Here is a 19,678-nt window from a genome sequence, read left to right as displayed (position 1 = left end):
GGCCGCAAAATGATATGAAACTATTTGTAACAGGAATTGGAACCGATGTTGGAAAAACAATCGCTTCGTCTATTATAACAGAAGCTTTGGAAGCTGATTATTGGAAGCCTATCCAAGCGGGAGATTTAGAAAACTCTGACAGTCATAAAATAAAATCTTTTATCAGTAATGATAAAACAGTGATTCATCCCAATAGTTATAAATTAAACACCGCTGCAAGTCCGCATCTGGCTGCCGAAATTGATGGAATCACCATTGACTTAAGTAAAATTAGAACTCCTGAAACCGAAAATCATTTGGTTATTGAAGGAGCGGGAGGATTGTTTGTTCCTTTAAATAATGAGGATACTATTGTCGATTTGATACAAGCAGATTATAAAGTGATCGTAGTTTCCCGTCATTATTTAGGAAGTATCAATCATAGCTTACTTACTATAGAAGCTTTGCAAAATCGTAAAATAAGTATTGCTGGCATTGTTTTTAGCGGTGAAGAAAATAAAGCTAGCGAATCGATAATTCTGTCTAAAACAGGAATAAAATGTATTGGCAGAATCGATCAAGAACCGTATTTTGATTGCAATGTAATTCGTGAATATGCGGATTTGTTCAGAGAAAATCTTTTACAACTTCAATAGCAATTTTAAAATCTGAAATCGTTAATCTTCAATTAAAAATCAAATGAATCTAGTAGAGAAAGACAGTCAATACCTTTGGCATCCCTACACCCAACACAAAACAGCAGCACTTCCAATTGCCATTAAAAGAGGCGAAGGAGCCTTGCTGTGGGATGAAAACAATAAAGAATATATCGATGCTATTGCTTCCTGGTGGGTGAACCCCTTTGGACATAGCAATAAATTTATTGCCGATGCGATTTATAAGCAACTTACCACATTAGAACATGTTCTATTTGGCGGATTTACACATGAGCCGGCAGTGGTTTTGGCTGAAAAATTGATCGAAATCTTACCAAAAAACCAACAGAAAATATTCTTTTCGGACAATGGTTCAACTGCGGTGGAAGTGGCCATAAAAGTGGCTTTGCAGTATTTTTTCAATAGGGGAGAAACCCGAACCACGATTATTGCTTTTGAAAATGCTTTTCACGGAGATACTTTTGCGGCCATGGCGGCGAGCGGAATTTCGTTTTATACTCAGGCGTTTCAAGGGATGTTTATTGATGTGGTGCGAATTCCGGTGCCGGTAAAAGGGCAGGAGCAGCAAAGTTTTGATGCTTTGAAAGAAGTGATTAAAAATAAAAAATGTGCCGGTTTTATATTTGAGCCCTTGGTTCAGGGCGCGGCTGGAATGGTGATGTACGAACCAACGGCTTTGGACGAATTAATTAAAATTTGTCAGGAAAATAATGTGCTTACCATTGCCGATGAAGTGATGACTGGTTTTGGAAAAACCGGAAAAACCTTTGCTATGGATTATGCAAAGCAAAAGCCAGATATGATGTGCTTGTCAAAAGCGCTCACCGGAGGCACTATTCCTATGGCGATAACTACTTTTACGCAGGAAATATTTGAAGCTTTTTATGACGATGACATTAATAAAGCTCTGTTTCACGGTCATACTTTTACCGCAAATCCTACAGGTTGTGCGGCTGCTTTGGCTAGTTTGGAATTGTTGCAAACCAATGAAATGCAGCTCAATATTGCCCGAGTAAACGAAAGCCATCTGAAATTCCAAAAACAGCTAGTAAACCATCCAAAAGTGACGACCACAAGGGTGCTCGGAGTCATTTTTGCTTTGGAAATAAAAACGGATACTGACGCAAGTTATTACGGAAGCTTGCGCAATAAACTCTATGATTTTTTTATTGAAAACGGCGTGATTCTTCGTCCCGTTGGTAATATTGTCTATATTTTGCCTCCTTATATTATGACGAATGAGCAGTTGCAAAAAGTGTATCAGGTGGTTGAAAACGCTTTAGAAACAGTCTGATTTTTGTTTAAGAATAAGTCCGCACTGAGGTGTAATTATTATAACACAGCCTTTTAAGGCTCGATCCACATCAATGCTGACATTTGTTGCAAGTATGTTGCAGGTATCTAGGGACTTGTTATAGGTTTGATAAGACGTACATTTTGTTTGCAATGACAATCAATATAGCACAGCTAACAAGGGATTTTACAAATTCACATGTTTTTTTGTCTGGTTCATAAATGGATTCAAAAGCCATTTGATATATTGCAAGATTAGCAAAAAAATAACGGCTTAAGATGAATTTTATTTATGCTAAGCCGTTAAATTATTACAATCGGTATGCTATTTATGCTATTTTCGATTTGTGAAAAACGTATAGCGCTTAAGGCCTAAGTTATATTTTGCACATATAAACTTCCGAAGCTTTGTGAACTTTGCGAAAAACTTTGCGACCTTTGCGACAAAAAATAATATCTTGTCACAAACAATCTCCATAACCGCGATCGCTTCGGTTTCCCCTTTAGGAAATCAATCAAGTACTATTTGGCAGAATTATCTAAAGAATACGCACTTTTTTGAAAAGCACTTTTTAGATCATAAAGAAACCTGGGCCGCAATACTTGATGAAGATTCGAAAGCGCTTGTTGGCGCAATGCGCGATTCTGACATTAAATACAAAGCTTTGGATAAATCGGTTTTGTATGCGATGCTGGCTTCGCGAAAAGCGATTGAAAGTGCCGGATGGGGTGAAAAAGATATTTTTGGGATTAACATAGGTTCCTCACGTGGCGCCACTGATTTATTCGAAAAGCACCATCTGGACTATTTGCAATCGGGTAAAGCGCAGACCTTGGCTTCACCAACAACGACTTTGGGTAATATTTCTTCCTGGATTGCCCATGATTTGCAGAGTAGCGGGCCCGAAATTTCTCATTCTATTACCTGTTCTACGGCATTGCATGCGGTATTGAATGGCGTCGCTTGGTTGCGCGCGGGTATGGCTGATAAATTTCTTGTTGGCGGAAGCGAGGCTCCTTTGACTGATTTTACAATAGCCCAGATGCGCGCGTTGAAGATTTATTCGAATATAGATGAACGTCAGCCTGAGCTTGCCGAATGGCCAAATCGGGCTTTGGATTTGGAAAAAAATCAAAACACAATGATTCTCGGCGAAGGTGCTGCTGTTTGCTGTCTCGAAATCGGGAAGAAAGAAAATGCGTTGGCTTTTATTGAAGGGATTGGATATGCGACTGAAATTTTGGAACATAATATTTCCATTTCGGCAGAAGCAAGTTGTTTCCAGAAATCGATGAAAATGGCATTGCAAGACACAGATTTATCAGACGTAGATGCTATTGTTATGCATGCTCCCGGAACTATTAAAGGGGATTTGACAGAATATAGAGCTATAGAAAAAGTTTTTGGTAATAAGCTTCCTTTATTGACAACTAATAAATGGAAAATTGGACACAGCTTCGGAGCATCGGGTATATTGAGTATGGAGCTGGCTATAATGATGATGCAACACAATAGGTTTATCGGAGTTCCTTTTGCCGATCACCCTTTCAGGGTTGTAAACCCTGAAAGGGTGATAAAGAAAGTATTGGTGAATGCGGTTGGTTTTGGAGGGAATGCCGTGAGTGTTTTATTATCTTTATAAATACTAGGTCAGTTCTAATTCTTTCATTTTATCATAGACTAGGCTGCTTTCAAATCCGCGTCTTAGTAAATAATCACAAAATTTCTTTCGTTTTTTTTGAATGTTGGTTTCTCTTATCGATTCCCAATGTTTTTCTGCCAATGAATCAAAAGTAGCGGTATATTCATCGGGACTAATTTCTTTTAGGGCAATATTAATCAGTGTCTGATTGATGCCTCTGTATTTTAATTCATTTACAATTCTGATTTTACCCCAATGTTTGATGCGGTGTTTGCCTCTGGCAAAACTGCAGGCAAAACGCTCTTCGTTAAGGAAATTGTCTTTGATAAGATGGGTAATAATGGAACTAATTTCTTCTGAATCCATTTTCATACTTCTCAATTTTTGCTCCACTTCTTCATGGCAGCGGTCTTGATAAGCACAATAATGTTCTATTTTATGGATGGCCTCTTTGATGGAAAAAATGTCTTTCATTTGAAATTTTAAAATTAAGAATTTAAACTGAATACTATAGCTTGGTTCCAATAAAAAGTGAAAAGCCTTTTTATAAAAGCTTTGTGGTTCGTTGTTGTTCTCGCAATTGTAGCACTGTGTTTTGCTGTTTTTTTTAAATGTTAGCCTTGAAAAACAGATATGCAAAAAGATGTAAATCAGTATTGTAGCAATTTTGTGTAATTGTAAAAACATGTATTTGAGCGACAAAAGAGGTACATAAACGTCTTTTATTTTTTAGCCCTAATATATCATTTAATCTTGTAGGATATTTCAATTTTATTGATTTATAATTATTTATAAGAGAGGATATTAACAATATTTTGTTTTTTTATGAGGCAATTTTACACTATTATAAGGGTTGTTTTTTTCTTTTTAACATTTTTCTTTTCAACCGAGACTAAAGCACAGTGTTCTATTACGGCATCTGTAAGTACAGGCACATTATCTTGTGGTACAGCTCCCTTAAGAAATTGTGGTGCATTTTTATATGTTGGGGATGGTACCAATGCGATGACTTTGACAATTGATTCAGGATTTAATCTTAGTTGTTTGGGGCCAATTAATCTTGTTGTTAGAAATAAGGCTATACTATTATTTGGAACTGGAGCTAATGATAGAATAACACTGGCAGAAGGCTCTAGTATTACTGTTAATTCAGGTGGGAGACTTGACGGAGGTGATCAATGTACAGCATCTGATAGAATTTATATAGGAGAGCAGTTGGTATCGACTTGTAATGGTCAAGCCAATTCAAACAGTAGTTTTAGTGATTTAGAATCTTTGGGAGGAACAGGAGCTGCTACATCAAATTCGCCAGTATGCGTAGGGAGTGTTGTTAATCTTGCTGCTACTCCACCGCCTAATGGAGTTTTTAGCTATTCGTGGACAGGGCCTAATTCTTTTGCAAGTACGGCTCAAAATCCTAGTTTTATAGCGGGTTCTAATGCAGTTGGGGGTGTTTATAAGGTGGTAATGACAAGACAATCTGATAAGAAAGTTGCTTACGGTCATACTACGGTAGTTGTTAATTCATCTCCTGTCATCACAACGCAACCTAGCAATCAATTAGATTGTGAAAAGCGTGATGTTAATTTTAAGGTAGTTGCAACGGGTTCGGGTTTAGTCTATTCGTGGCAATATAAAAAACCCGGGGATTTGAGTTTTACTTCAATTTCCTCAGCTATTAGTAATGTGAGCAATTACGATACAAATGTGATTACTGTAAGGAATGTTGGTAGTGCTCAATTTCCAAACGGCACACAATTCCAAGCCGTTGTTTCTAATGGGATTTGCAGTATCACCTCTAGTGTTGCTACTCTTTCGGTCAATGAATTAGTCAATATAACATCGCCAGCTTTGACTCCGGCTCAATCGATAGTGAATGTAAATCTTTGTTACGGGGCCAGCTATTCGTATACAGCGGTAATTTCCAATCCTTCAAATGGGCCTGTTCTCTACAAATGGAAACGATCTGTTGCTTCCGGAGTATGGACCGATGTTGTTGATGGGACTCATTTTTCAGGAGCTTCAACTGCAACATTGAATATTATTAACGGAACGCCGGCGGAGTCAGCGGAATATCGTGTTTATGTCACTTTCAATAATACTACAACTCAATGTTCAGTGGATAGTTCGTCAAGAACACGTTTGATTACTTTTTTACCTCAGTTGACAAGCCCGCAAACAACTATTGTGCAACCGGATTGTATGACAGCCACAGGATCAATTAGGGTGGAGGTCCAGAGTGAAACAGATAGCTATAGTTTTGATAATGGGGCGAATTACCAAGCAAGTAATATTAAATCAGCTTTGACGGCAGGAAATTATAAGATACTTATAAAAAACAGTGCTGGCTGTGTTTCTACTGTTGCCGATTGCGTCATAAAAGCATCGGTAGAATCGAAATGGAATGGGAATTCATGGTTTCCTAATGTTCCTACAGCTTCTGATAAGATCGTTTTTGAGGGAAATTATTCTGAAAACCAAGATTTAGTTGGTTGTTCTTGTGAGGTAAAATCAGGAGCCGTTGTTATTCCAAACGGCAGAACGCTTACGCTTACTAATGGATTGACTGTTTCAGGCGGTTCATTGACATTTGACAATAATTCAAGCCTGGTTCAAATTGCCGATAATGCAATAAATATGGGAAATATCATTTACAGGCGAAACACGGCTCCTGTAAAAAGATATGATTTTACTTATTGGTCTTCGCCTGTGGCTGGACAGGCATTGCATGATTTATCTCCCAATACGCTCTACGATAAGTATTATAGCTTTAACCCTGACAAAGGCTGGGTGATACATGTCAATGGTAATGTAATTATGGATGCGGCAATAGGATATAGTGTAAGAGCGCCGCAAAATTTCAGTATTACGGTAGCTAGTATTGACTCTAATCCTAAATTTATAGGAGTGCCTAATAATGGAATAATAAATGTCTCAGTTGAGGGTGATAAGTCTTATCTGATAGGGAATCCATATCCTTCAGCTATAGATGCTGATGAGTTTTTGATCTATAATTCGGCAGCTTTAGAAGGGACTCTTTATTTTTGGACACATAACTCCCCGCCCAGTAGTGCTGTCGCTGGAAATGGCACGTATAATTATACTGTTAATGATTATGCATCCTATAATCTTACTGGCGGGATTAAAACGGCTATTTCGGCCCAAACAGATTCAGATATAAATGACCCCAATAACAATAATAATCTGAATTTGCCAACAGGGAAAATTGCTGCTGGACAGGCTTTTTTTGCTTCAAGCAGTATTTCAGGTGGTTTAGTTAGCTTCAATAATAGTATGCGTATTCCTGGAGGACCATCAGGCAATGATAATGCACAGTTTTTTAGATTTAAAACAACATCAAAATCGGCTAATACTAAGACAATTGAGAAAAACCGTATTTGGTTGAATTTAGCGAACCAACAAGGTGCTTTTAAACAGACTTTAATAGGATACATTAGCGGAGCAACAAATACTAATGAAGGTTTTTTTGATGGAATAAGTTACGACGGAAATCAGTTTGTGGATTTTTATAGTATAAATGAGAACTTAAATTTAAGCATTCAAGGTCGTGCTTTGCCATTTCAAGAGAATGATACAATTCGATTGGGGTATAAAACTTCAGTCAAAGGGGATTTTCAAATAAGCATCGACCGTACCGATGGTCAATTAGCTTCGCGGGATATATTTCTAGAAGATAAATTGATAGGTATTTTCCATGATTTAAAAAAGGAAGCCTATAGTTTCACTACAGAAAAAGGTGTTTTTAATGACCGATTTGTATTGCGTTATAATAATAAAAATATATTGAAAGTCGCTTCAGGTGTTGATGATAGGGTGTCTGTTTTGGTGCAGGATAAAGTTCTAAAAATCAATTCGAGGGATGGTTTTATCGATAAAATTGTGATCTATGATGTTGGTGGCAGTAGGGTTTTTTATAAGGGGGATGTGAATGATACTGGTTTAACGGTTTCTAATGTGGTTTCTGGTGAGCAGGTATTGATTGTGAATGTCGTTTTGCAAAATGGCACAACAGTCAGTAAAAAAATCATTTATTAGCCATTTGGGTACTGTTTTTCTTCTTGCTAAATAAGGCCTGTTTCCAATAGTAAAATGAGTACAATAAATAAATCCCGGCTTTTTATACAAAGCCGGGATTTTTGTTGTTTTATTTTAAGTATTTATTTTCCTTTGACAGATGCTTCAAGATTTCTTTCAATAATGTGTCCGGGGCGTGACCATTTTGGTTTTTCTCCCAGGGATTGAAATTGAGAGTCTTTTGCTTCAATCGTTTTTGGTTGGACCACTTTTGTAAAAGGTTTTTGTGGGTTAAGACCTAACATTTCGAACATTTTCATGTCTTCATTCACATCCGGATTTGACGTGGTTAGTAATTTATCGCCTGCAAAAATTGAGTTGGCTCCTGCAAAGAAACACATAGCTTGTCCTTCACGACTCATGTTCATTCGGCCTGCTGACAAACGTACTTGGGTTTCGGGCATGATAATTCGGGTTGTGGCAACCATGCGGATCATTTCCCAAATTTCTACCGGTTTTTCTTCTTCCAGGGGAGTTCCTTCAACGGCAACCAAAGCATTAATAGGCACAGATTCCGGTTGAGGGTTTAGTGTAGAAAGCGCTACAAGCATTCCGGCTCTATCGTCAATGCTTTCTCCCATTCCAATTATTCCACCGCTACAAACCGTAACATTAGTTTTACGTACATTTTCTATAGTTTGCAAACGATCTTCAAATCCGCGGGTTGAAATCACCTCTTTGTAATATTCTTCAGAAGTATCTAAATTGTGATTGTAAGCGTACAAACCCGCTTCTGCCAGACGTTGCGCTTGGTTTTCAGTAATCATACCTAGGGTGCAGCATACTTCCATGTCCATCTTGTTGATGGTGCGAACCATTTCCAGTACTTGGTCAAATTCGGGGCCATCTTTTACGTTTCTCCAGGCAGCTCCCATGCATACGCGTGAGGAACCTCCTGATTTTGCACGTAAAGCTTGTGCTTTTACTTGGCTAACCGACATTAAATCATTGCCTTCAACAGCAGTATGGTAGCGAGCTGCTTGTGGGCAATAGCCGCAGTCTTCAGAGCATCCACCAGTTTTAATAGACAATAAGGTTGAAACTTGAACCACGTTTGGATCATGATGTTCTCTATGAATGGAAGCTGCTTCGTAAAGCAAGTCCATCATGGGTTTATTGTATATTGCGATTATTTCTTCTTTAGTCCAATTGTGTTTTGTAATACTCATTGTATACTAATTTTAATGCCCCAAAAGTAGTCAAATTGTTCTAATGACAATGTAATGTCTTTTAAAAAAGTATTTTGGAATTGAGTGGTCTGGAAGATTAGTCGGTGGTAAATCGATTGTTCCAATACAGCATTAGTAGCATGGTGACAATAACAGATGAGGCTATGCCTTCAAATAATAAACAAATAGAATAGGTATTGATTGAAGGGTTTCCAGCAAATAAAAAGGTTTTTGGTAAGGTCTGGATGTATGAATCTCCTCCTTTGGAATAGCTGTAAAAAATTAATCCGATGGCGCTTAAAAATACACCTATAAATGAGGTGATTATGGCTGAAGCGGCATTAGTGGCAAGTCTTTTTTTGCCTTGGGAAAGATTTGCTTTAATGGTTCTGTTCACACCATATAAAACAAAAAATATGTTTAAGAAGCGTAAATAGAATAAATTACTATAGCCAAGCGCTTCCATTGATAAAAAAAAGGCGGCAATAACAATGAAAATAATCAATCCGTTTATTAATTCCTGTGGTAGTTTCATATTGGTCCATTATTAAAACTAATTTGTTGTAAAATACCGGAAATTGCTTTTTGACTTTTTTGGGCTAAGATGCGGCTTAGTCAGATGGGTATTGTTTCTTCCAAAATAACATTAGTGAAAATGTCACAATTACAGCAGAAACAATTCCTTCAAAAAGCAAAGAAATGCTATAGGTCATCACGGAGGGTTTTCCAACAAATAGAAAAGTGTCCGGTAATGTTTGTATGTAAGAATCTCCACCTTTATAGTAAGTGTAGGCTATTAGGCCTATTATGCTTAGAAATACTCCAACTAGAGATGTAATAAGAGCAGAAACGGCATTGTATGGGAAAATTGTTTTTCCTTCTTTAAAATTTGCTTTTAAAGTTCTGTTTGCTCCATAAAAAACAAATAGGATGTTGAATAATCGTAAGTAAACCAAATCGGCTAGGCCTAAAAGTTCCATTGAAAAAAAATAGAGACCGATTCCAATAAAGATAATACATCCGTTGTATAGTTCTTTTGGTAGTTTCATATGTTTAGTTTTAAAAAAGTTAAAAAACAATAATATCTTTTTGATAAACAAGGGAATACATCTCAAATTTACACAAAAAATTTGAGATAGCTTAAGGTTTTATTTACTAATTATTAGTGTTTTTTTAGGTAGGCTATTGCGTTGTTTCGGTCTTTCTCTATTTGCGTTTTTAACGATTCTATAGAGTCGAATTTTTGTTCTGGTCTCAGATAGTGAAGTATTGAAACCGTTAATTGCTGGCCGTACAATTCAGTATCGAAATCTAAATAATGGATTTCTATCGATAAATGTTCTCCGCCTACGGTAGGGTTATAGCCAATATTCATGATTCCAAAAATAGTTTTTTGATCAATTGTGCTTTTTACGACGTAGACGCCATTTATTGGAATCAGTTTGTAATCTTCATTTATTTTTAGGTTTGCAGTAGGGAATCCTATGGTTCTTCCCAGGCGTTTTCCTTCTACAACGATGCCTGTCAAAAAATAGTTGTATCCCAGGTATTGGTTTGCCAGAGCCATGTTTCCCTGAGATAATGCTTTTCTTATTTTGGTGGAGCTTACTGAAATAGCATCTATTTCTTGCGCAGATATTTGTTCAACTTCAAAACCAAATTGCTTTCCAAAACGGATTAAATCATCAATGTTTGCTGTGCGGTTTCTTCCAAATCGATGGTCATGGCCAATAATTATTTTATGGATATGGAATTGATCCACAAGAATTTCCCTAACAAAATCTTCGGCCGTTATTCTGGAAAAACTCTCGTCAAAAGGGTGAATAACAAGGTTTTCAATTCCTGTTTTTTCAAGTAAATCTATTTTTTCGGAGATTGTATTCAGTAATTTGATGTCAGATTGATTTTGTAAAACCATTCTAGGATGTGGAAAAAAGGTCAATACTAAGCTTTCGTATTTGTTGTTTTCCGTGTTCTGGATCAGTTTTTCCAGAATTTTTTTATGACCTATATGTACCCCGTCAAAAGTGCCAAGGGTAAGAATCGTTTTTTTGGTAGAGCTAAAATCTTGTATCGATTGAAAAATATTCAAAGCTGTTGTTTTATAATGCTGCAAATTTATGGTATCTATTTTAAATTTAGCGGTATTGCCAGTGATTTTCAATATATTTTGTGTTGTTTGTATAAAAAAGCAAATTCATAAGAAACAGACTGAATTGAAGGTTAGATTTTAAGGAAAGCCAAAAGGAATACTCGAATTAGATAAAAATGGTTTATTTTTGAGTTTATATTTTCAAGATATGAAAAAAATTATACTTTGGCTGTTTGTTATTTTCTTCGGCTCGGTGGTTTATGCCCAAAAAGAATCCCCTTGGAAGCGAGTTAATCGGGATATGAATCTGGATTTTCAGGGAAATGGATTGAATTCCGGTCCCGAAAAAAAGTTGTTTTTTCAATTGGATGAAACAATACTGAGGCAATCTTTGAGTTTCTTGCCAAGCAGTACGGATAGAAAACAATTAAAACGTATTAAAATCCCTAATATTAATGGTGTTTTTGAGGAGTTTTCAGTTTGGGAATCTTCCAATTTTGATCCCGAATTACAGGCCAAATTCCCAGATATAAAGTCTTATACCGGAATAGGAATTACCGATCCCACGGCTTCCTTGAATTTTAGTTTGTCACCCGATGGAATTCAAACGATGGTGCTTAGAGCTGATAGCGCATCAGAATTTATAGAGGCTTCATCAAGTGATAAAGGCGTCTATGTACTTTTTAATTCCGGAAGCAGAAATACTGCGAATCTTCCCTTTTCTTGTAAGACGGAGGATGTTGCGATTAATAAGCAGCTGTTGAAGAAGACAAGCAAAATTTCGGCCAATGAGAAGGTTTTTAAAACCCTGCGATTGGCTTTATCTTGCACAGGAGAGTATGCGGCGTATCACGGTGGCACGATCGCTGGAGCTTTGGCGGCCATGAATGCTACTATGACAAGGGTTAACGGGGTTTTTAATAGAGATTTGGCGCTGAAATTACAGATAATTGCCAACAATAATCTTATTGTTTATACAAATGCTGCTACAGATCCTTATTCTGATGCTAGTACGGGAGTAGATGGTAGCTGGAGTCTCGAATTGCAGCATACTCTAAGTAATGTGATAGGAAATGGGAATTATGATATAGGACATTTGTTTGGTGCTTCAGGTGGGGGAGGTAACGCGGGCTGTATTGGCTGTGTTTGTGTAGATCCTACGGTTGACGATTCTTTTGCCAAGGGAAGTGCTTATACTTCTCCTTCTGATGGACGTCCTATGGGGGATGCTTTTGATATAGATTTTGTCGCTCATGAAATGGGGCATCAATTGGGAGCAAGCCATACTTTTTCTGAAGATATTGAGGGTACTGGAGTAAATGTGGAGCCGGGAAGCGGTTCTACGATTATGGGATATGCTGGAATTGCCGATAATAATATTCAAAACTATTCGGATGATTATTTTGCCTATGTCAGTATTTTACAAATACAAAATAATCTTGCTTCAAAAGTTTGTCCTAAATCAGTTACTTTAAGTAATAATCCTCCTGTTGTAAATGCTGGTCCCGATTGGACGATTCCAAAGGGAACTGCTTTTGTGTTAAAGGGTTCTGGGCTTGATCCTGATGGAGATGTGCTCACTTATTGCTGGGAGCAAAATGACGACGCGAAAACTCAAAGTGGTTCAAGTAGTATCGCATTTCCTACTAAGCCTGACGGGCCTCTTTTTAGATCTATGAAACCGACCAGTTCTCCTATCCGTTATATGCCGGCGCTTAGCACGGTACTTTCGGGTAGGTTGAGCACCACTTGGGAGTCGGTTTCGTCTATTGCAAGAACGCTTCATTTTAGCTTGACGGCAAGGGACAATGCTCCTCTTGGCACGGCTCAAACGAATTCCGCATCGATGATCGTAAATGTAAGCGGAGCAGCGGGTCCATTTGCGATAACATCGCAAAATACCGAAGATATAAGTTGGTTTCAGGGTGAAAAGACAACAATCAGTTGGAGTGTAAACGGTTCTAATACTTTGCCGGGATCGGCTAACGTCAACATTAAACTTTCTACAGACGGAGGTTTGACGTTTCCGACAATTTTGGCGGCAAATACTCCAAATGATGGTTCAGAGCTTATTGTGATTCCAAATATTACCGCAAAAGACTGTCGAATTTTAATAGAGCCAACAGCGAATATCTATTATGCGATAAATAGTAAGGCTTTTGCAATTGGGTATGCGGTTGTTTCCTCTTGTGAGACTTATACATTTGCTCCAACTCCTTTTGCTATACCCGAATCTGCGACTTATACAACGAGAAAAATTAGTGTACCTGCTACAACAGGAACAATTGTAGATGTGAATTTGTCTGTAGGTTTTACACATTCTTATATGTCGGATGTGAAAATAGATGTTGTGAATCCTCAAGGGATTACTGTGAAGTTGTTTGATGAAAGTTGCGGAAATACAAATGGCAGTTTGTTGTTGAACTATGATGATTTGGGTGATGCTCTTGACTGTGGGTCTACAGTAGCTCAAAAGGTTGCTCCTTATGAGTCTTTGGCTGTTTTTAATGGTCAAAATCCTCAAGGAGAATGGGTGTTTAGAGTGCGTGACCGCTATCTTGAGGATACAGGAACCTTAGACTCGGCTGCAATAACGATTTGTACCAAAAATTATACTTTAATAGCGCCAGATTTCGAGTTTTCACCAATAGTGTCTTATCCTAATCCAAGTGATGGCAACATTACGGTGCAATTTATGAGTAAGAATACGAATGGTGTAAAAGTCATGGTTCACAGTTTGTTGGGGAAGGAATTGTTTAAAAGAGAATTTGAGAGTAAATTTAATTTCAATGAAAACATTCAGTTGCCACAATTAGGATCTGGGATTTATTTATTGACCGTTGTTGATGGGGATAGAAGAGAGGTAAAGAAAATAATAATAGAGTAAAATAAAAAAGGAAGCCTTAGGCTTCCTTTTTTATTTGCCGTTGTATGCGGTCATGGTGTTTTCGAGACCCGCAGTTCCGAAAGATTTTATGATTTCGGAAGCTATTTCTAAGCGTTCCGGTAGCGCTGTTTTTTCATTGTCGTCCCAATCTCCCAATACATAATCTACCTGTTTTCCTTTTTTGAATTCATCGCTGATGCCAAAACGGAATCGGGTATATTGATTGGTGTTGAGGATCAGGTTGATGTTTTTTAGACCGTTGTGTCCTCCGTCGCTTCCTTTTGGTTTGATGCGGATGGTTCCGAATGGCAGGTTTAAATCATCGGTAATGACAAATAAATTTTCCAAAGGAATGTTTTTTTTGTCCATCCAGTATTGTACTGCTTTTCCGCTTAAATTCATGTAGGTATTGGGTTTTAAAAGAAGAAAAGTTCTTCCTTTGAATTTGAATTGGGCTAATGAGCCTAGTTTCGCCGTTTCAAATTGAGTTCCTTCTTTTTTGGCAAGATGATCTACTATTTTAAAGCCGATGTTGTGTCTGGTGTTTACGTATTCGGCACCGATGTTGCCCAGTCCTACTATTAAAAATTTATTACTCACGCTTTCTATATTGTTTTTTTGGTGTTCGTGAACCTCCGGTTTCATAGAATCTGTATGGTCTTCTTTCTTCGTTGATGAGAATATATTGGATATCCATTTTATCATGCTGCAAAAATAGGCTTTATTCGATTATTGGGCTATAGGATTGGTGTATTTTTAGATTAATGACAAGAACAAGACCATAAAATCTAAGTAGCCCCGATGGAAGCGGAAATCCTTTTATTTTTTTCTGAATTTGTTTCAGAAAAAAATAAAAGATTGAAGTGTACAGCGGGAAAATTGCCGGCTGGGAAGGCCTTGTGTTTCGCTCCAGATTGTTTTGTTTTTCGCAATGGTTCAAAAAAAAAGCACCAGTTTTACAACTGATGCTTTTAAGTATGCTTGAAAAAAAATTATTTTTTCTTTCCTTTTGCAGGTGCTTTTGCTGCTTTTGCTGCTTCTTGAGCCGCTTTCATAGCAGCACGTGAAATCTTCACTTGACAAATTACTGTATTGTCAGGGTGCATGATTTTGAAGTTTTCAGATGGCACTTTAGTAACGTATAATTTGTTGCCCATGTCAAGTGGAGTAATGTCAGCTTCAACGAAATCTGGAAGATTTGCTGGTAAAGCTCTTACTTTAAGTTTACGGTTGTTTAGACGTAAATCTCCACCGGCCATAACTCCTTTGGATTTACCAACGATTTTTACAGGAACTTCCATAGTGATTTCTTTGTCTTCAAAAATTTGAAAGAAGTCAATATGTAAAATCTTGTCAGACACAGGGTGAACCTGAATGTCTTGTAAAACGGCATTAAATGATTTTCCGTTGCCAAGGTCGATCACAACAGTGTGAGCGTTTGGAGTGTAAACCAAGCTTTTGAATGCTTTTTCTTCTGCTGAGAAATGTACTGGTTGATCTCCTCCGTATAACACGCAAGGAACCGCTCCAGCATTACGTAAGGCTTTAGTAGCTACTTTGCCCACGCTTTCTCTTTCTGATCCTTTAATTGTAATCGATTTCATTGTAAAAATTATATAGTTATTAAATATTCTACTTGTTTGTGATTACATGATGAACTTCCCGCTGATGGAGTTGTTATGATGTACCATGTGCATTACTTCGGCAAAAAGAGGGGCACAACTCAACACTCTTATTTTGTTTGATTCTCTTTTTAACGGAATAGAATCGGTAACGATTAGTTCTGTTAATTTCGAATTCTCAATTTTTTCGTAGGCGCTTCCTGATAAAATGGCGTGAGTACAGATGGCTCTTACGCTCAATGCTCCTTTTTCGAGCATTAAATCGGCGGCTTTTGCCAAGGTGCCTCCGGTATCAATCATATCATCTACTAGAATTACATTTCGGCCTTTTACTTCACCAATCAATTCCATGGTGTCGATGATATTGGCTTCTTTTCTTTGTTTGTAGCAGATAACCACGTCAGATTCTAAAAATTTAGAATAGGCATAGGCTCTTTTTGATCCTCCCATGTCAGGAGATGCAATCGTCAAATTATCTAAACCTAAACTTTTTACATAAGGTAAAAAGATAGTGGATGCAAAAAGATGGTCTACCGGTTTCTCGAAAAATCCTTGAATTTGGTCTGCATGCAGATCCATTGTCATTACTCTTGTTGCGCCAGCAGCATCTAATAAATTAGCCACTAATTTTGCTCCTATCGGAACTCTAGGTTTGTCTTTTCTATCTTGTCTTGCCCAGCCAAAGTAAGGTATTACTGCTGTAATGTGTCTTGCAGAAGCTCTTTTTGCAGCATCTATCATAAGTAACAATTCCATCAAATTGTCTGCATTTGGAAAAGTTGAACAAACGATAAAAACTCTCAATCCTCTGATAGACTCTTCATAAGAAGGTTGAAATTCGCCATCGCTGTATTTAGACATGGTAACTTTTCCTAATGGAATTCCGTATTCTTTTGCGATTTTTTCGGCTAGATAGACACTTTGTGAACAAGCAAAAATTTTAGCTTCCGGTTCTAGATGTGACATTGTAATTTGTTGTTTTTTATTCCGCTGCGCTTAATACAATTCTGCTTTGTAATTTGTGTTAGCTAAATATGTGTATACGCCTCGGGTGTAGTTAGTTGTGTGTTGTGTTTTTAACGAGGTGCAAATTTAGAAAATTTATTTAACTCTGAAAGGAAAAAATTAAGTATTTTCAGATTTGAAGCCTCTTAAGGATGATAAAATGGAGTTGTTTGTTGAATTTGATATCGAATGGTGTGGTTTTGATTGATAGGTTGGCTTAATAGTGGTTTTGTGCTGTTGAGGTTTGTGGTTTTAGTGTTTTTTTTCAATGCTGATTTTAATTTAAATTATTGTTTTGTAAGGAGTTAATTTGTTGCATTTATTAGGGGCTGAAAATGGTTTGGGTTCGGCATTAAAAAAATAGATATTTTTGGGTGGATTTCTAAATTTATTTTTTACATTTGCACCGTGTTAAAGGAAAAGATGTTTAGCTACCACTAAATATCTCTTTATTGCGTTAGAATAATTGTTTATTATTCTTGTCTGCTAAGCCCGGATGGCGGAATTGGTAGACGCGCTGGTCTCAAACACCTGTGGGAAACCGTGCCGGTTCGACTCCGGCTCCGGGTACTTAAAAGCCTCTTCTTTCGAAGAGGCTTTTTTTATTTTATACTTTTTTAATTACATAGGTTACAATTCCCCAGATAATTAATTGATTTTCTTCTGTTACTTTTATTGGTGTGTAATTGGAATTTTCAGGCATCAGATAGAGGCAGTCTTTTTCGAGTTGGATTCGCTTTACGGTAAATTCTCCGTCGATGAAACAGATGGCGATTTTATTGTTTTGCGGTTCCAGGCTTCGATCTACAATCAGAACGTCTTTATCGTTGATGCCTGCATCAATCATCGAATTGCCTTTGACTCTGATGTAAAAAGTAGCCAATGGATTTTCACTTAATTCTTTATTTAAGTCGATGTTGGTTTCCATAAAATCGGTTGCGGGGGAAGGAAAACCTGCCGAAACGCCGTCTGCAATGAAAGGAATTCTTAATTCACTCTCATATTCGGGATGGAAAAACTGGAGTTTTTGTTCGTTTTTTATTGACATCGTATTTCAAGAATCTCTTTAAAATTAGTAGTGTATTTTGGGGATAAATGGTTTTGGTTCATATTCCAGGTCAGGCCTAAATTTTGGGTTGCGAGTTTTATCTGAGTATATCCAATTTTCTTATTGAGTTTGTCTATTACTTTCATTAGGGCCAAATGTTTTGGATTTTCATCCTCAAATAATTGAAATTGTTTTTGGTTTTCATCGATAAGTGCCGTTACGATGACTCCTGCTTTTTTGAATTTCAAATGTTCGTTTCCTTTATGTAGCTTTTTTAATAAGTCAATAGCTGCATTTGAAATGGTCAAACTGGAATTTGTCGCATAAGGCAAGGTTACTGCCATATTGAAATAATATTTTGATGTTTGAACACTGTGTTTGTCAATAAGCAACATCACAATTATAGTGTGGCAACAAGATTTTTGTTTTCTTAATTTTTCTGCGGATACCGAAGCAAATGTAGTTACACGTTCTCGCAATAGGTCAAAATCAGAGATTTGTTTTGGAAAACTTCGGGTAACGGCTATGCTTTTCTTTTGATCTGCTATGGGTTCTAAATCCAGTACTGATTTTCCTTCGAGCTCATATTTTAGACGCAGTCCAATTACTCCCATTTCTTTCTTGATCCAAGATTCATGTTGTGGCTGAATAAAATCGAAAGCCGTTTTGATGTTTCTTAGTTTGGCTTTCTTGGTTGTTCGGTATCCGATGCCCCAAACGTCTTCAATTTTTGTCCATTTTAAGGCCTTGATTCGTTTTTCATCGGTATCAATTACATAGACACTTTGGGTTCTGTCTTGGAATTTTTTTGCGATTTTATTGGCTACTTTTGATAAAGCTTTGGTTTCAGCGAAGCCTATTGATACGGGAAGTCCTAACCATTTTTGTATTCTTTTTTTCATTTGAATCCCATAGTCATGAAAATCTGGAATTGTCATTCCGTCAAAGTTCAAGAAGGCTTCATCGATGCTATAGATTTCGATGTTAGGGGTGAACTGTCCCAGTATAGACATGACACGGTGGCTCAGGTCTCCATAAAGCGGATAATTGGATGAGAATAATTTAATGTTTTTCTCCCGGACTAAATCCTTAATCTGAAATGCTGGCGCACCCATTGGAACCCCAAGGGCTTTGGCCTCATTGCTTCGGGAAATTACGCAGCCGTCATTATTTGATAATATGGCAAGCGGTTTCCCGTTGAATTCCGGTTGGAAAACACGTTCGCAGGAAGCATAAAAATTGTTACAATCGACTAAAGCATACATAGGGCAAAATTAGTCATTATGGTTTTATGCTTCCTGAAAAGGTGGTTAATTTTTGTGATTAGTTATATCTTGTTTTTTAGAGCTGGGGGGGAGGATGGCGTTAATTGCAACCATTAATATCACAGCTTCCTTCGGAAGGAGTGTTAATTACCGTTATTTTGGAATCAAACTGCCCTTCTTGCCATACTTTTTCAATTGTTTGAACAAAAGTATCAACATGTTGTGCACCGGAAATCGCATATTTGTTATCTAAAACAAAAAATGGTACACCCTGAACACCTATGTTCTGAGCCATTTCGATATCTTGTTTTACGTTTGTCGCATAAGCATCCGATTGTAATACGTCATCAATTGCTGCGGCATCAAGGCCGGCTTGAATTCCCAATTCTTTTAGGGTTGCTAAATCGCCTATGTTTTTACCATCGGTTAAGTACGCTTTAAACAATAGTTCTTTTAGTTCGTTGCCTAGTTGGAATTTCTTGGCCAAATGCAATAAGCGATGGGCATCAAATGAATTGGCCATGACGGCTTTTTCAAAATGGAAATCCAATCCTGCATTTTTAGCGTTTTGGGTCATGTTATCCATCATTTCTTGAGCCCATTTTTTATCTTTTCCGTATTTTTCTGCCAGATGTTCGGTTAAATTATCTCCTTCCGAAGCTACAAAATTTGCGTCAAGCTGAAAGCTTTTCCATTCTATTTCTACAGCATTTTTATGTTTGAATTGCTCTAGAGCCGCTTCGATTCTTCTTTTTCCAATATAGCAATACGGACACATGATGTCCGACCAGATTTGTATTTTTAATTTGTTTTCCATCCTTGATTTATTTTAGAGCCAATTTCATTTGTATATACAAATGTACTAAAAAGCTTTTGGAACCAAATGTATTTTTTGTTTTTATT

General features: G+C 37.2%; 16 protein-coding genes and 1 tRNA gene. 6 read left to right on the top strand and 11 right to left on the bottom strand.

Going from position 1 to position 19,678, the window contains the following annotated elements; translation table 11 throughout:
* Positions 1–14 precede the first annotated feature (14 nt).
* The 3 genes from bioD to BUB25_RS03455 all read left to right on the top strand — a co-directional run bounded on the left by bioD (position 15) and on the right by BUB25_RS03455 (position 3,592).
* Positions 15–635, top strand: coding sequence for a dethiobiotin synthase (gene bioD, locus BUB25_RS03465; protein ID WP_072940033.1), 621 nt, complete (start codon positions 15–17; stop codon positions 633–635).
* A 43-nt stretch (positions 636–678) separates the two neighbouring features.
* On the top strand, positions 679–1,950 hold the full coding sequence (bioA, locus tag BUB25_RS03460; protein WP_072940030.1) for an adenosylmethionine--8-amino-7-oxononanoate transaminase: 1,272 nt from the start codon (positions 679–681) through the stop codon (positions 1,948–1,950).
* Between the two features lie 457 nt (positions 1,951–2,407).
* Positions 2,408–3,592 (top strand): beta-ketoacyl synthase N-terminal-like domain-containing protein, encoded by a 1,185-nt coding sequence (locus BUB25_RS03455; protein WP_072940988.1) that lies wholly within the window; start codon positions 2,408–2,410, stop codon positions 3,590–3,592.
* A gap of 3 nt (positions 3,593–3,595) precedes the next feature.
* Here BUB25_RS03455 and BUB25_RS03450 read toward each other — a convergent pair whose 3' ends face one another.
* On the bottom strand, positions 3,596–4,066 hold the full coding sequence (locus tag BUB25_RS03450) for a regulatory protein RecX (RefSeq protein WP_072940984.1): 471 nt from the start codon (positions 4,064–4,066) through the stop codon (positions 3,596–3,598).
* 351 nt (positions 4,067–4,417) lie between these two features.
* Here BUB25_RS03450 and BUB25_RS03445 point away from each other — a divergent pair, with 351 nt between their 5' ends.
* Complete coding sequence (locus tag BUB25_RS03445) at positions 4,418–7,648, top strand: hypothetical protein (RefSeq protein WP_139256886.1); 3,231 nt, start codon at positions 4,418–4,420, stop codon at positions 7,646–7,648.
* Positions 7,649–7,770: 122 nt separating this feature from the next.
* On the opposite strand, the gene bioB is transcribed toward BUB25_RS03445, so the two are convergent.
* The 4 genes from bioB to BUB25_RS03425 form a co-directional block, all read right to left on the bottom strand.
* Positions 7,771–8,856 (bottom strand): biotin synthase BioB, encoded by a 1,086-nt coding sequence (gene bioB / locus BUB25_RS03440; protein WP_072940025.1) that lies wholly within the window; start codon positions 8,854–8,856, stop codon positions 7,771–7,773.
* Positions 8,857–8,953: 97 nt separating this feature from the next.
* A complete protein-coding gene (locus tag BUB25_RS03435) occupies positions 8,954–9,391 on the bottom strand; it encodes a hypothetical protein (RefSeq protein ID WP_072940022.1) in 438 nt (145 codons plus the stop codon).
* A 76-nt stretch (positions 9,392–9,467) separates the two neighbouring features.
* Positions 9,468–9,905, bottom strand: coding sequence for a hypothetical protein (locus BUB25_RS03430; protein WP_072940019.1), 438 nt, complete (start codon positions 9,903–9,905; stop codon positions 9,468–9,470).
* 113 nt (positions 9,906–10,018) lie between these two features.
* A complete protein-coding gene (locus tag BUB25_RS03425; protein ID WP_072940982.1) occupies positions 10,019–10,948 on the bottom strand; it encodes a bifunctional riboflavin kinase/FAD synthetase in 930 nt (309 codons plus the stop codon).
* 208 nt (positions 10,949–11,156) lie between these two features.
* Between BUB25_RS03425 and BUB25_RS03420 the strand changes: the two genes are divergently transcribed.
* Positions 11,157–13,835: a zinc-dependent metalloprotease gene (locus BUB25_RS03420; RefSeq protein ID WP_072940016.1), complete on the top strand. Its 2,679-nt coding sequence runs from the start codon at positions 11,157–11,159 to the stop codon at positions 13,833–13,835.
* Positions 13,836–13,865: 30 nt separating this feature from the next.
* Here the strand turns inward: BUB25_RS03420 and pth are convergent, their stop codons facing one another.
* The 3 genes from pth to BUB25_RS03405 all read right to left on the bottom strand — a co-directional run bounded on the left by pth (position 13,866) and on the right by BUB25_RS03405 (position 16,423).
* Positions 13,866–14,540 carry an aminoacyl-tRNA hydrolase gene (gene pth / locus BUB25_RS03415; RefSeq protein WP_072940013.1) on the bottom strand — a complete coding sequence of 225 codons (675 nt, stop codon included), beginning with the start codon at positions 14,538–14,540 and terminating at the stop codon, positions 13,866–13,868.
* Positions 14,541–14,827: 287 nt separating this feature from the next.
* Complete coding sequence (locus BUB25_RS03410) at positions 14,828–15,439, bottom strand: 50S ribosomal protein L25/general stress protein Ctc (RefSeq protein WP_072940010.1); 612 nt, start codon at positions 15,437–15,439, stop codon at positions 14,828–14,830.
* A gap of 42 nt (positions 15,440–15,481) precedes the next feature.
* Complete coding sequence (locus BUB25_RS03405) at positions 15,482–16,423, bottom strand: ribose-phosphate pyrophosphokinase (RefSeq protein ID WP_072940007.1); 942 nt, start codon at positions 16,421–16,423, stop codon at positions 15,482–15,484.
* Positions 16,424–16,952: 529 nt separating this feature from the next.
* Between BUB25_RS03405 and BUB25_RS03400 the strand changes: the two genes are divergently transcribed.
* A tRNA-Leu gene (locus BUB25_RS03400) sits at positions 16,953–17,032 on the top strand.
* A gap of 37 nt (positions 17,033–17,069) precedes the next feature.
* On the opposite strand, the gene BUB25_RS03395 is transcribed toward BUB25_RS03400, so the two are convergent.
* The 3 genes from BUB25_RS03395 to BUB25_RS03385 all read right to left on the bottom strand — a co-directional run bounded on the left by BUB25_RS03395 (position 17,070) and on the right by BUB25_RS03385 (position 19,592).
* Positions 17,070–17,510 carry a LexA family protein gene (locus BUB25_RS03395; RefSeq protein WP_072940004.1) on the bottom strand — a complete coding sequence of 147 codons (441 nt, stop codon included), beginning with the start codon at positions 17,508–17,510 and terminating at the stop codon, positions 17,070–17,072.
* The gene (locus tag BUB25_RS03390) at positions 17,501–18,775 is read right to left on the bottom strand and encodes a Y-family DNA polymerase (RefSeq protein ID WP_072940001.1); all 1,275 of its coding nucleotides are present in this window, start codon (positions 18,773–18,775) and stop codon (positions 17,501–17,503) included. Before BUB25_RS03390 ends, BUB25_RS03395 begins: the two co-directional genes overlap by 10 nt.
* A gap of 100 nt (positions 18,776–18,875) precedes the next feature.
* Positions 18,876–19,592, bottom strand: a complete 717-nt coding sequence (locus BUB25_RS03385; RefSeq protein WP_072939999.1) for a DsbA family oxidoreductase — start codon at positions 19,590–19,592, stop codon at positions 18,876–18,878.
* Between the last annotated feature and the right edge of the window lie 86 nt (positions 19,593–19,678).

The sequence above is a fragment of the Flavobacterium granuli genome (assembly GCF_900129705.1).
GTDB classification, from domain to species: domain Bacteria; phylum Bacteroidota; class Bacteroidia; order Flavobacteriales; family Flavobacteriaceae; genus Flavobacterium; species Flavobacterium granuli.
The sequence above is the reverse complement of the archived record's forward strand: the minus strand, read 5'-3'. Positions and strand labels throughout refer to the sequence as shown.

Bases quoted from the DNA above. Each gene is read 5' to 3' on its own strand.
- bioD (WP_072940033.1), top strand. From the start codon at position 15: ATGAAACTATTTGTAACAGGAATTGGAACCGATGTTGGAAAAACAATC.
- bioA (WP_072940030.1), top strand. From the start codon at position 679: ATGAATCTAGTAGAGAAAGACAGTCAATACCTTTGGCATCCCTACACC.
- BUB25_RS03450 (WP_072940984.1), bottom strand. From the start codon at position 4,066: ATGAAAGACATTTTTTCCATCAAAGAGGCCATCCATAAAATAGAACAT.
- BUB25_RS03445 (WP_139256886.1), top strand. From the start codon at position 4,418: ATGAGGCAATTTTACACTATTATAAGGGTTGTTTTTTTCTTTTTAACA.
- bioB (WP_072940025.1), bottom strand. From the start codon at position 8,856: ATGAGTATTACAAAACACAATTGGACTAAAGAAGAAATAATCGCAATA.
- BUB25_RS03435 (WP_072940022.1), bottom strand. From the start codon at position 9,391: ATGAAACTACCACAGGAATTAATAAACGGATTGATTATTTTCATTGTT.
- BUB25_RS03430 (WP_072940019.1), bottom strand. From the start codon at position 9,905: ATGAAACTACCAAAAGAACTATACAACGGATGTATTATCTTTATTGGA.
- BUB25_RS03420 (WP_072940016.1), top strand. From the start codon at position 11,157: ATGAAAAAAATTATACTTTGGCTGTTTGTTATTTTCTTCGGCTCGGTG.
- pth (WP_072940013.1), bottom strand. From the start codon at position 14,540: ATGATAAAATGGATATCCAATATATTCTCATCAACGAAGAAAGAAGAC.
- BUB25_RS03410 (WP_072940010.1), bottom strand. From the start codon at position 15,439: ATGAAATCGATTACAATTAAAGGATCAGAAAGAGAAAGCGTGGGCAAA.
- BUB25_RS03405 (WP_072940007.1), bottom strand. From the start codon at position 16,423: ATGTCACATCTAGAACCGGAAGCTAAAATTTTTGCTTGTTCACAAAGT.
- BUB25_RS03395 (WP_072940004.1), bottom strand. From the start codon at position 17,510: ATGTCAATAAAAAACGAACAAAAACTCCAGTTTTTCCATCCCGAATAT.
- BUB25_RS03390 (WP_072940001.1), bottom strand. From the start codon at position 18,775: ATGTATGCTTTAGTCGATTGTAACAATTTTTATGCTTCCTGCGAACGT.
- BUB25_RS03385 (WP_072939999.1), bottom strand. From the start codon at position 19,592: ATGGAAAACAAATTAAAAATACAAATCTGGTCGGACATCATGTGTCCG.